Annotated in this window: 10 protein-coding genes and 1 riboswitch; of the genes, 9 read left to right on the top strand and 1 reads right to left on the bottom strand. The window is 74.3% G+C overall.

The genetic code is table 11. The annotated features are described in order from the left end of the window. The first annotated feature begins 34 nt into the window (after positions 1-34). A complete protein-coding gene (locus tag ACFV4G_RS05885) occupies positions 35-964 on the top strand; it encodes a hypothetical protein (RefSeq protein ID WP_380436889.1) in 930 nt (309 codons plus the stop codon). 57 nt (positions 965-1,021) lie between these two features. Here the strand turns inward: ACFV4G_RS05885 and ACFV4G_RS05880 are convergent, their stop codons facing one another. After that, entirely contained in the window at positions 1,022-1,855 is an 834-nt protein-coding gene (locus ACFV4G_RS05880; RefSeq protein ID WP_380436887.1) for a M23 family metallopeptidase, read from the bottom strand. 12 nt (positions 1,856-1,867) lie between these two features. Beyond that, positions 1,868-2,026, bottom strand: a riboswitch (cyclic di-AMP (ydaO/yuaA leader). Positions 2,027-2,278: 252 nt separating this feature from the next. On the opposite strand from ACFV4G_RS05880, the gene ACFV4G_RS05875 reads away from it, so the two are divergent. From ACFV4G_RS05875 to ACFV4G_RS05840, 8 genes are all read left to right on the top strand, one after another. Continuing rightward, positions 2,279-2,569: a YiaA/YiaB family inner membrane protein gene (locus ACFV4G_RS05875; RefSeq protein WP_380436885.1), complete on the top strand. Its 291-nt coding sequence runs from the start codon at positions 2,279-2,281 to the stop codon at positions 2,567-2,569. A 142-nt stretch (positions 2,570-2,711) separates the two neighbouring features. Beyond that, positions 2,712-3,539 carry an alpha/beta fold hydrolase gene (locus ACFV4G_RS05870; protein ID WP_380436883.1) on the top strand — a complete coding sequence of 276 codons (828 nt, stop codon included), beginning with the start codon at positions 2,712-2,714 and terminating at the stop codon, positions 3,537-3,539. A gap of 38 nt (positions 3,540-3,577) precedes the next feature. Continuing rightward, positions 3,578-4,147 carry a TetR/AcrR family transcriptional regulator gene (locus ACFV4G_RS05865; protein WP_380436881.1) on the top strand — a complete coding sequence of 190 codons (570 nt, stop codon included), beginning with the start codon at positions 3,578-3,580 and terminating at the stop codon, positions 4,145-4,147. A 1,911-nt stretch (positions 4,148-6,058) separates the two neighbouring features. Then, on the top strand, positions 6,059-7,207 hold the full coding sequence (locus ACFV4G_RS05860; protein WP_380436879.1) for a PP2C family protein-serine/threonine phosphatase: 1,149 nt from the start codon (positions 6,059-6,061) through the stop codon (positions 7,205-7,207). 370 nt (positions 7,208-7,577) lie between these two features. Then, positions 7,578-9,788 (top strand): SpoIIE family protein phosphatase, encoded by a 2,211-nt coding sequence (locus tag ACFV4G_RS05855; RefSeq protein WP_380436877.1) that lies wholly within the window; start codon positions 7,578-7,580, stop codon positions 9,786-9,788. Between the two features lie 245 nt (positions 9,789-10,033). Further along, the gene (locus ACFV4G_RS05850; protein ID WP_380436923.1) at positions 10,034-11,368 is read left to right on the top strand and encodes a sensor histidine kinase; all 1,335 of its coding nucleotides are present in this window, start codon (positions 10,034-10,036) and stop codon (positions 11,366-11,368) included. Further along, positions 11,352-11,765: a roadblock/LC7 domain-containing protein gene (locus ACFV4G_RS05845; protein ID WP_363648005.1), complete on the top strand. Its 414-nt coding sequence runs from the start codon at positions 11,352-11,354 to the stop codon at positions 11,763-11,765. The genes ACFV4G_RS05850 and ACFV4G_RS05845 overlap by 17 nt, the downstream gene beginning before the upstream one ends. Next, complete coding sequence (locus ACFV4G_RS05840; protein WP_380436874.1) at positions 11,762-12,109, top strand: DUF742 domain-containing protein; 348 nt, start codon at positions 11,762-11,764, stop codon at positions 12,107-12,109. The genes ACFV4G_RS05845 and ACFV4G_RS05840 overlap by 4 nt, the downstream gene beginning before the upstream one ends. The last annotated feature ends 4 nt before the right edge of the window (positions 12,110-12,113 follow it).

Below are 12,113 nucleotides of genomic sequence, written 5' to 3'. Positions count from 1 at the left end.
ACCCTACCCCCGACCAGCGGTTACCGTTCGAGCTATGAACGACGAAGACCTGCGGCTCGCCCCGCGCACCAGGGCCGCCGACCTGCTCGCCTGGGCGGCGGCGGAGGGCCGCACCCCGGTGGCCGAGGCGCCGCTGCGCACGGTGCTGGCGCTGCTGGAGCTGGGCGAGGGCAGGATGCGCGACGGCTGGCCCGAACTGACCTCGGACGCCGTGGAGCACCTGCTGTACGAGCGGCTCCACCTGTACGTCCAGCCCGCCCCCGACGAGGACCCGTTCGCGTACGGCGAGGCCGTCCGGCTGCTGGTCGACCACCAGCGGGCGGCGAAGCGGCTCAACGCCAAGCGGCAGGAGCGGCTGCACGCCGAGGCCGAGTGGCAGGGCGAGGTCGCGGCCGGGCTGCTGCGCCGGGCGGACCTGGTGACGTGGCCCCGGCTGTACGCGGTGCTGCTGCGCGCGCACGGGGTGGACGTCACGGACGGGGCCGCCGTGCGGGACTGGCTCGCCGGGTTCCTCGAACTGGCCGAGGAGGACCGGCTGGACGCGTTCGCCGCGCTGGCCGAGGCCGGGTGGCTGGACGAGCCGGACGAGCAGGGCTGGGGCCCGGGCCGGGTGCTGTCGGTCGGCATGGCCACGGACGGTGCGCGGCGGCTGCTGGAGCAGGGCCTGATGCGGCGCAGCTACCGCAACCTCGCCGAGCTGAACGCGCTGGGGCGCCCGATGCCGGACGAACTGGCCGGGGACTTCGGGCAGTTCGAGGACGCGGCGGTGCAGGCGGCGCTCGCGCTGTGCGGCGATTGGACGGTGCCGGGGCTGCCGCGGCTGCTGGTCGAGGAGTTCCCGGAGCTCGCGCCGGAGCCGGGGCCGGCGGAGATCGAGGCGTACCTGGCGCAGCTGCCGCAGGCGTCGGAGCCGTCGGAATCGCTGGAATCGTCGAGGCCGTCGGAGCCGTCGGAACGGGACTGATGCGGAAGGCCCCGGCCGGCGACGGTCGGGGCCTTTCCTGTTTGCGTTGCGCGGCGGCTAGGGGTTCAGGCCGCGCTGCTGGAGCCAGGTCTCCGGGTCGACCGGGGCGCCGCCGCCCGGGCGGACCTCCAGGTGCAGGTGGGGGCCGGTGACGTTGCCGGTGGCGCCGACCTTGCCGATCTGCTGGCCGGAGGTCACCGTGCCGCTGCCCTTGATGATCGAGGACAGGTGGCAGTACCAGATCTCGGTGCCGTCGGGCAGGGTCTCGACGATGCGGTAGCCGTACGCGCCGGACCAGCCGGCCGAGGTGATCGTGCCCTGGCCGACCGCGAACACGGCGGTGCCGGTGCCGGCGGCGAAGTCCAGGCCGGTGTGCAGGTGCGCCCAGTAGCGGGCGCTCTGGCCGTAGTGGGCGCTCAGGTTGTAGTCGCGCACCGGCAGCGTGAGGGCGGCGGCCTTGGCCTTCTCGGCGTCGTCAGCGGCCTTCTTCGCCTCGGCCTCCTTGGCGGCGGCCTTGGCCTGGGCCTCCTGCGCGGCCTGCACGCGGGCGCTCTCCTCGGCGGCGGTGCGCTGGCCGTCGGCCTGCTGCTGGATGCGGGCGGCGAGCGCGAGGCCGGGGTCTGCGGCGAGCGCGACCGGGGCCTCGTCCGGGGACTCGACGGCGGGCGCGGCGGCCGGGGTCGCGGAGGCGAAGCCGGTGGCGCCCAGGGTGGCGGCGACGGCGGTGACGCCGAGCAGCGGGGAGGCTCCGCGGGTCTGACGCGGCATCCGGTGGCGGTTGGCCTCGGCCTCCGGGGCCGGGAACTCGTCCCCGGCCGGACGGGGGTGGTCGAGGAGCTGGGTACCGGCGGCAGGGCCGGCGGGCTGTGCCGGGGTGTGCGTCGACGCCACGGAGGCGTGCTCCTTTCCTTCCTTCGCGCCTACCGGGTTAGCTGACGGGTTCGGAGCAGGAAGGTCTCCTACGGCCGGGCCGGGGCCCCGCCGATTCACCCCAAGGAACGTGGTTCCCCGGCTCCCTGACCTGCCCGGAGGCCGGCCGGCGGGATTAGGCGACGGCGCACGGTGCCGTCTGGGTACGGCGTTTCGACCGCGCTGCGTTATCAAACGTTAATCCTAGGGCGCCCTGATTCCAAGCCATCCGCCCGGGACGGCCGACAACCGGGCGGGCGGCTTGTGCCCTATGACTGATTTGCGACTCTTACCCACCCCTGGCACTACTTAACGTGATTGGGCATCACCGAACGACGGCCCGACCAGGCCCGTCTGAGTACTCCTACTCATGTGCGGCGGCCGGACCGCCGCCATCCTGGCGCCATGAACGCACCGATGCAGTCACGCACCACGGCCGCGTACTACCTCCAGGCCGTGCTCTCCTTCGCCCTGTCGGGCACCGCCCTCGCCCTCGGGATCGCCTACCTGCCGGTCGGGGCCTGGACCCGGGCCTTCCTCGGGATCGGCCTGCTCTACACCGTCACCTCCTCCTTCACGCTCGCCAAGGTCATCCGGGACAAGCAGGAGACGAACGAGATCGTCACCCGGGTGGACCAGGCCCGGCTGGAGAAGCTGCTCAGCGAGCACGACCCGTTCAAGGTCGAAGGGACGTGAGGGGGCGGGGTGCCGGTCGGCGCGGACGGCCTCCTCACATCGGGCGGGCCGATAGCTTGACGGCTAAGGCTATTAGCCTTAGCTTTAGGGCTATCGGCAGCACCGCCGATGCCACCGCAGCAGCGGACCGAGGAGGCCCACCATGAACGGCACCACCACCCCGGACACCCAGTACCTCGACGTTCCCGGCGGCCGGATCGCCTTCGACGACACCCTGAAGGGCGACGGCACCCCCGTCGTCCTCCTCCCCGGGATGCTCGACAGCCGCCGCTCGTACCGGCACCTCGTCCCGCTTCTCGCCGCCGCCGGCCACCGCGTCATCACCATGGACCTGCGCGGCTTCGGCGAGTCCTCGATCGCCTGGAACGACTACGCGCCGGGCGCCATCGCCGCCGACGTCCTCGCCCTGCTCGACCACCTCGGCATCGAGCGGGCCGTCCTGGCCGGCAGCTCCTACACCGGGGCGACCGTCGTCAAGGTCGCCGGGGACGCGCCCGAGCGGGTCGCCGGGATCGTCCTGATCGACGCCTTCATCGAGAACCTCCCGCAGAACGCCCTCATGCGCGGCGTCGTCCACGCCATGGGGACCGTCGTCATCCACTGGCCCGCGTTCTGGGGCTTCTACCACCGCAAGCTCGCCTACCCGGGCGCCAAGCCGGCCGACTTCGACGCGTACGTGGCCGGGCTCGTCGACGCGCTGCGCACCCCCGGCCGCAGGACCGCCACCCGCGGACACGTCCGCGGCGACTCCTCGCCCGTCGGCTGGACCGCCGCCGTGCGGTGCCCGGCGCTCGTCCTCATGGGCACCAAGGACCCCGACTTCCCGAAGCCGGAGGTCGTCGCCGACCGGCAGACCGCGGCGCTCGGCGCCCGGAAGGTGATGATCGACGGCTCGGGGCACTACCCGATGGCCGACAACCCGCAGGCCGTCGCCGGTGCCCTGCTGCCCTTCCTCGCCGAGATCGCCTGAGCCTCCTCCCCCGGATCACGACACAGAGAGACCGAGCCATGCCCCGAGTCGGACTGACGCCCGAGCAGGTCGTCGACCACGCCCTCGCCCTCATCGACGACCAGGGCCCGGACGGCCTCACCCTCGCCGCCGTCGCCACCCGGGCCGGCGTCGCCACCCCCTCCCTGTACAAGCACGTCAGCGGCGGCCTCACGGAACTGCGGCGGCTCATCGCCGTCCGCGTCACCGAGGAACTGGCCGCCCGACTCGCCGACTCCGCCCTCGGCCGCAGCGGGGACGACGCCGTCGCCGCCGTCCTCCGCGCCTACCACGCCTACGCGACGGCGTACCCGCACCGGTACAACGCCCTGCCGCAGGCCCCCCAGGCGGACGACGACCTCAACGCGGCGGCGGCCCGGCTGGTGGGGGTGATCGTCGCCGTCCTGCGGGAGTACGGCCTCGACGGCTCCGAAGCCATCCACGCCGCCCGCACCGTCCGTTCCCTCGCCCACGGCTTCGCGTCCCTCTCGATCGCCGGAGCCTTCCAACTCGCCGAAGACCTGACCACCACCCACGACCGCCTCATCACCACCCTGACGAGCGGCCTCCACACCTGGCCAAAGGCCTGAGGCGACACGAGAAGTCGGCCGCGTCGACTTCTCACGCAGACGAGATCGAGGCCGGTCCCGATCGCGCCCCCGAGGCCGACAACCCCTCGCGCCGACAGTGCCGGGCCACTCGCCACGCGAGGGCGCGGCAGCAGGTTCAGGGCAGCACGAAAAGTCGGCAGGGTCGACTTCTTACGGGCCCTGGAATCCCGGGGCACAACACACGAGAAGTCGGCCAAGTCGACCTCTCGCGCGACCGAACTCGGGCCGGTCCTGATCGCGCCCCCGAGGCCGACAACCCCTCGCGCCGACAGTACCGGGCCACTCGCCACGCGAGGGCGCGGCAGCAGGTTCAGGGCAGCACGAAAAGTCGGCGAGACCGACCTCCCAGGCGAGCAGGACGCGACCGCCCCCTCCCCCGCCACGCGAGGACCGCACGAAAAGTCGACAGGTTCGACTTCTTACGGGCCCTGGAATCCCGGGGCACAACGCACGAGAAGTCGGCCGATTCGACCTCTCGCGCGACCGAACTCGGGCCGGTCCTGATCGCGCCCCCGAGGCCGGCAACCCCTCGCGCCGACAGTACCGGGCCACTCGCCACGCGAGGGCGCGGCAGCAGGTTGAGGGCAGCGCGGGAAATCGGCGAGATCGACCTCCCAGGTGAGCAGGACGCGACCGCCCCACCCCCGCCACCCGAGGACAGTACGAAAAGTCGACAGGTTCGACATCCTGCGCGCCCTGGAATCCCGGGGCACAACGCACGAGAAGTCGGCCGATTCGACTTCTCATGCGGACGAGGTCGAGGCCACGGGGTCGGGTGGCAGCGCGGGAAGTCGGCAGGGGCGACTTCTCATGCGGCGGGCGCAGACCCGTGGGGCACTGGGCAAGCCGCATGAGAAGTCGCCCCGGCCGGCGCCTCGCGCACGGAGCCTGGCAGAAGCGGCAGCGCGCTGGAAGTCGAATGGGCCGACTTTTGGCGCGGTGCAATTGGTGGGGAGGCGGCGCACTCTGCGCATGGCGGCGATGAAACGGTTCTGCTCGTCCCCGGAGGCACGTGAGAAGTCGGCGGGATCGACTTCTCGCGCAGCGCGGCGAGCAAGAGGGCAGGAGGGCAAGAACGGGGCGCGCGACACGCTGAAGGAACGCTTCTGCAGGACACCGAGAGCGCGCTGAAAGTCGGCGGAGCCGACTTCTCGTGCGGGCGGGCGTGGCGGGAGAGCGCGCTCCGGGGCGGTGCGGCGGCGGGATGAGGGCGGCGCGGGAAGTCGGCAGGATCGACTTCTCGCGCGGGGAGCGAGGTTGGCAAATGTGCGCGGGGCCGGGGACAGGCCGCGTTGATCCGGAGCGCGCGGGAAGTCGGCGGGGGCGACCTCCTGCGCAGTGAGGCCAGCGAGCGCACGGAGAGCCTGGCGCGAGCCCTGCCGACCCGGCGTCGGCGGGATCGACTTCTCGCGGGGAGGGGGAGGTAGGTGAGGCCGCGCGGGGGCCGGGAACGGGCTGCGGTGATCCGGAGTGCACAGGAAGTCGGCGGGATCGACTTCTCGCGCGAGCGGGCGTGACGAGAGAGCGCACTCCGGGGCCGTGCGGCGGCGGGATGAGGGCGACGCGGGAAGTCGGCGGGGGCGACTTCCCGTGCGGGAGAGAGAGGTTGGCGAGGGCGCGGGAGGACCTGAGGGCGGAATGTGGCGGTCCGGAAGGCGCGGGAAGTCGGCGGGGGCGACTTCCCATGCGGGGAGGGAAGTTGGCGAGGGCGCGAGAGGGCCTGGGAGCGGGCTGCGGCGGTCCGGAAGGCGCGGGAAGTCGGCGGGGGCGACTTCTCATGCGGGGGCTCGGGGGTGGGGGCGGAGGGAACGTTTCTGTTGGGGGCTAGTGTGGCGGGGCTGACTGGGGGGTCATGACCGGGGACCGCCCACCCGTTTGGTGGAGGTCCTGTTGCCCGCGCTGGTCGGGAGGGTGCGGCGGTGGTACGGGCGGCTGTTGGACGGGGACGCTCGGGCCGGGCGGGACGCGCTCGTCGTGCTGCTGGTGCTCACGGTGGTGCTCGGGCTGCTGCCGCTCGCGTTGCCGTACAGCTGGCCCCCGTCGGCGCTCGTGCTGCCGCTCGTGGTCGGCGGGCTCGTGCTGCCGCGCGGGCGGTTGCTGGTGCTCGTGTGCGCGGCCCTCGCGGGCAGTGCGCTCGGGGCCGCCCTGCAGGACCCGCACTGCGTACGGCTCGGGGTGACCCTCGTCCTCGCCGCCACCGGGGCCACGGTGCTGGTCGCGAACCGCTTCCGGCACCGGCTCGGGCTGCGCGGCACCCAGGGCGACTCCATCCTCCTCGAACTCGCCGAGCACACCAGGACCCTCGCCCGGCTCCCCGACCGCCTCCTCGACTGGCACTTCGACAGCGCCCTCGCCCCCGCCGGCGGCACCTCCTTCTCCGGGGACTTCCTCCTCTGCACCCACCGCCCCGAGGACGACCTGCTGGAGCTCCTGCTCGTGGACGTGTCCGGGAAGGGCAGCCGGGCCGCCGCACGGTCCACGCACCTGTCGGGCGCCTTCGGGATGCTGCTGGGGCGGGTGCCGCCGGAGGCGTTCCTGCCGGCGGCCAACGACCACCTCGTCCGGATGGGCTGGGACGACCACTTCGCGACGGCGGTCCACCTCGCGCTGCGTCCGGCCACCGGCGACTACCGCCTCTTCAACGCCGGCCACCCGCCGGCCGCGCGCTTCCGCCGGGCGGACGGCGGCGGCTGGGACCTCGCCGCGCACGGCGGCCCGGCGCTGGGCCTGATCCCCGGCGCCCCCTACCCGGCGTCGACCGGGCGGCTGGCGCACGGGGACTCGCTGCTGCTGTTCAGCGACGGCCTGGTGGAGGTGCCGGGCCGGGACCTGGACGAGGGTGTGCTCCGGCTGCTGGCCGCTGCGGAGCCGGAGCTGCGGACCCACCGCACGCAGCAGGAGCTCACGCGCGGCGCGGCGGAGCAGCTCGTACGGACCGTGGCGCGGGATGTCGCGGACGACCGGACCCTGGTGCTGGTGCGTCGGCTGGGGCCCGCTGGTGTGCCCGCCCCCGACCTCCCCGGACGCGGAAAACGCTGAAGGGAGGGGAGGGAAGGGGAACGGAGCGGAGGGGAAGCAGGGAAGGACGCGGAGGCACGAAGGCCGAAACGGCGCACGGCGTGGGAAGTGTGGGCTGCCGGCTGCTCGGGGCGTGAGCGATCGAACAAGGCTTGCCGAGGTGCCCGTGCGCCGCTGCGCGGACGCGGGGGAGGGAGAAGCACCGCCCCTCGCGGGCAGGCGTCGCGCCGGGGGAAGGCGCGCGGCGGCGGGGGCTTGCGGGGGCTGCGCCGGCTCGGAGTGCGCGCGGGTCGGGTGGGGGTGGGAACCGGCGGTGGGGGTGGGGGCGTGGCAGGCAGGGTGGGGGGTCGCCGGGGGCTCGTGGGGTGGGGAAATGGGGTATGAAGAATCAATGGCTCCCGTCGAGGATGAGAACCGCGCGGTGCGCAGTGCGATGCGCTGCGTGCGGTTATTGCTGGGCTGCACGACGGCGGCCGAGATGCTGGCCACCGTCCTCGCCGACGGGCCCAGTTGGATCACCGGGGAGGGTTCCGCGCTGTACCTGCTGGACTCCGCCGGGATGCTGCGGCTGACGGCCTCGCACGGGCTGCCCGGGTGGGCGCACGAGCGGTACGGGACCATCGATCCGGGCAGCGACCTGCCGGCCGCGGCGGCGCTGCGGCTGCGGCGGCCGTACCTGTTGTCGCCCGAGCACACGAGTGCCGACTACCCGAACGAGGACGCCGGGCTCGGCACCGGGATGGTCGCGGTGATCACCCTGCCGATGATCGTGGACGAGCGGCCGATCGGAGTGCTGGCGCTGGCGCTGGCCCACCGGGGCACGGTGCCGCTGCGCGACCTGGACGTGCTGGAGACGATCGGCGACGCGTGCGCGCACCGGCTGGCGCACCTGCTCGATCACGCGGACGGCCGACTGCCGCAGAGCGCCCAGGCTCCGGCGGGGCCGGCCGGGGCACCGGGCCGCCCGATGCTGTCGCTCGCCGCGCGGGCCGCGCGGCACGGGGCGTTCGAGCGGGACCTGGTGACCGGCGAGACCGCGTGGGACGCCGAGGCGTTCCGGGTGACGGGCCAGCCGGTGGCGCCGGACGGCTCGGCGCCGGAGCTGGAGCGGATCGTCCACCCGGAGGACCTCCCGGACGTGCGGGCGGCGATGGCGGAGGCGCTGGCCGTCGGGGGGCCGTACCGGATCGAGTACCGGGTGCTGCGCCGGGGCGGCGGGGTGGTGCGGATCGAGGAGTCCGGCGAGGTGATGCTGGACGTCCACGACCGGCCGGTGCGCGTCGCGGGGCTGCTCGCGGAGCACGGCGACGCGCTCGGCGGGGAACGCGCGGGGCAGGAGGAGCCGCAGGACGGACCGGCGCGGCAGGACAAGGCCGGGGCGGCGCGGACGGCGCTGCTGCTGACGCTGACCCGGGCGCTGTCGCGGGCGGTGACCGTGCGGGACGTCACCGCCGCCGTGACGGACGTGGCCCGGCCGTCGTTCGGGGCCGCGAGCATCGTGCTGGACCTGGTGGACGAGGGCCGGCTGCTGCCGGTCACGCACACGGTCTACGGGGGTGCCCGCCGCTCGGAGCCGACCCGGCTGGCGGACCTGTCCGAGGACGTGATGCAGTCCTCGCTCACCCGCTCCGCCCCGCTGTTCAGCGACCCCGGGCGAGGCGCGCCCGGCGGCCCGGCCGGGAGCCCGGCCGGGAGCCCGGCGGCCTGGGCGGTGCTGCCGCTGGTCGCGTCCGGACGGCAGGTGGGCTCGTGCCTGATCACCTTCGCCACCGAGCGGAACTTCGGCCGCGAGGACCGCACCCTGTACTCGGCGTTCGCCGGCATCCTGGCGCAGTCGCTGGAGCGGGCCCGGCTGTACGACACCCACCACCACCGCGCCGGCGAGCTGCAGCGCGCGATGCTGCCGCGCACGCTGCCCCGCCTGCCGGGCATCGCGAGCGCCGCCCGCTACCTGCCGAGCACCGAGGGGATGCAGATCGGCGGCGACTGGTACGACCTGCTGAAGCTGCCGGACGGCCGGATCGGTCTGGTGATCGGCGACGTGCAGGGGCACAACGCCGAGGCGACCGCGGTGATGGGCCAACTGCGCAGCGGCCTGCGGGCGTACGCGACGGACGGGCACGATCCGGCGGCCACCCTGGCGCGGACCAGCCGGCTGCTGGCCGAGCTGGACACCGAGCTGTTCGCGACCTGCCTCTACCTGACCCTGGACCCGGCGGACGGCCGGCTGACCGCGGCCCGGGCCGGCCATCCGGCGCCGGTGCGGATCGCCGGCGCGAGGGCGGTCGAGCTGGATCTGCCGGGCGGCCCGCCGCTGGGGGTGGACCCGGGGCAGCCCTACGACCTGACGACCGGCCGGCTCGCGGAGGGCGAGACGCTGCTGGTGTACACGGACGGGCTGGTGGAGGACCGCGAGGAGGACTACGACGAGTCGGTGCAGCGGATGCTGGACGGGCTGGAGCTGTGGGCCCGGCAGACCGGTCCTGGCCGGATCGGTCCGGCGCCCGCGCTGGAGCGGCTGGCGGACCTGCTGACCCTGAACGTGACGGAGCGCCGCTCCCGGCCGGACGACGTGGCCCTGCTGCTCCTGCACCGGATGTGATCCCGTCCGCAACACCGTGCACACGTTCCCCACACATCCCGGGGCGCGACTCGGCCATCCCGCACGTGTCCGAAGTGTCCGAGTAGGGAGGAACCGCGGGGGAAGTGTGGTCGCCCGGCGGCCCGGTCGGGGGCGAACGAGGTTGGATTGGCGCCGAATTGACTGGATATTGACGAGATCCGGTCACTTGGCGAGATCCGTTCACACCTTCGTAGGATCATCGCCCTAGAATTCGCCGCGTGACGATGACTCAGTGGTGCGCAACGGCAGCCGGCGTGCTCGCGGCGCTCGCCCTCGTGACCGCCGCCCGCTACCACGCGGTCTCCGTCACCCACCGGCGCCGGGCCGAGCGGCTGCGCCGCGACGTCGCCCGGCTCCAGGAGCAGCTGGCCGCCGAACTCTCCCGCCGGGGCGAGGAACTGGCCGTCGTCCAGCAGGAGCAGGAGCACACCGCCTCCACCCAGCGGGCCTTCCTCAGCGTGGCCCGCCGGATCCTCGTCATGGCCCACGACCAGCAGGCCCTGCTCGACGAGATGGAGCGCACCCACGACGACCCGGCGCTGCTGGAGGGCCTGCTCAAGGCCGACCACGCGGCGGCCCAACAGGCCCGGCTGGCCCAGACCCTGGCCGTGCTCTGCGGGGCGCGGGCCGGACGGCACTGGCCCGAACCCGTCTCGCTGGAGGACGTCGTCCGCGGCGCCCAGTCGCGCATCCTGCCGTTCCAGCGGGTCGTGGTGCGCAGCCGGATCGAGACCGCCGTGGTCGGCGCCGCCGCCGAGGCGCTGATCCACGCCGTCGCCGAGCTGCTGGACAACGCGACCCGCTACTCCCCGCCCAGCACCCAGGTGTTCGTCACGCTGATGCCGGTGCACAACGGCGCCGTCATCGAGATCGACGACGGTGGCGTCGGCATGCCGGAACAGGCCGTCGCCAAGGCGGGCGCCGCGCTGGCCGGCGGCAGCACGCTGGAGGTGTCCCGGCTGGGCGAGGTGCCGCAGCTGGGCCTGGCGGCGGTGGGCCGGCTCGCCGAGCAGTACGGCTTCCGGGTCACGCTCAGCTCGGCGCCCTCCCCGTACGGGGGCGTGCGCGTGGTCGTTCTGCTGCCGAACGCGCTGCTCACCGAACCGCTTCCGCCGACCGTCCCCGGCCTCGGGCCGGACGACCGGGTGTTCGGCGCCGGCCCCTACCACTCCCCCGTGGTGGGCGGGCACCCCCTGCTGGACACCCCACCGCTCGCACCCCCCCTGGCCGCCGGGCCTCCCCCCTCCGCCGGTCTCCCCGCCGGCGGTCCCCCCTTCGCCGGTCTCCCCGCCGGCGACCCGGCCCCGCCGCCGCTGCCCCGCCGGAGCCACCGGCGCGACCGTGCCGGCACGACCGCGCAGCACGCCGCTCCCCCGCCTCCGCCGCCCGCGCCGCCGTACCGCTCGGCCCGGGACGCGCAGGCGTTCATGGCGATGTTCCAGGCCGGCACCGCCAGCGGCCGCTCGGCCGCCCGGGCCCAGGCCCACGACGACCCGTTCCGTCCCGCGTCCCCCCGACTTCCCCAGCGCTCCGGAGAGTTCCATGACCACCACCCCTGATCTCGGCTGGCTCCTCGCCGACATCGTCGCCGTGCCCGAGGTCCAGCACGCCGTCGTCGTCTCCAACGACGGCCTGGAGATCGGCCGCACCCCGGGCATCGTGCGCGAGGACGCCGAGCGGCTCGCCGCCGCCTGCTCCGGCCTGCAGTCGCTGGCGCGCGGGGTCGCGGTGGGCTTCGGCGGGCCCGCCAGCGCCACCCGGCAGATCATCATCGAGTACGGGGGCGGGTACCTGTTCATCGTCGCCGCCGGGGCCGGCGCGCACCTGGCCGTGGTGACCGGCGAGGCGGTCGACGCCGGGCTGGTCGCCTACCAGATGCAGGTCCTGGTCGAGCGGATCGGCACCCACCTCACCAGCCCGCCGCGGGTCGACCACGCGGCGGGGGGCCCGCGGTGAACGGGCCGGTCCGCCCGTACGTCATCACCGGCGGCCGCAGCCGCTCCACCCGGCCCGAGCTGGCGGTCGAGAGTCTGGTCAGCGCCTTACCGGACCTGCCCGAACTCCCCGACCACGCCCCGCTGAACCGGGAGCACCGGCGCATCCTCGGCCTCTGCCGCAGCCTGCTGTCCATCGCCGAGGTGGCGGCCCACCTGGTGCTGCCGCTCGGCGTCGTCAAGGTGCTGGTCGGCGACCTGTGGGACCTCGGCGCCGTGCAGGTGCTCCCGCCCGTCCCGCAGGCCGAACGCCTGCCCACAACACTCCTGGAAGAGGTGCTCGTTGGCCTCCGCCAACTCCGCTGAAGCC

Source organism: Kitasatospora sp. NPDC059747 (assembly GCF_042732955.1).
GTDB lineage: Bacteria > Actinomycetota > Actinomycetes > Streptomycetales > Streptomycetaceae > Kitasatospora.
The sequence above is the reverse complement of the archived record's forward strand: the minus strand, read 5'-3'. Positions and strand labels throughout refer to the sequence as shown.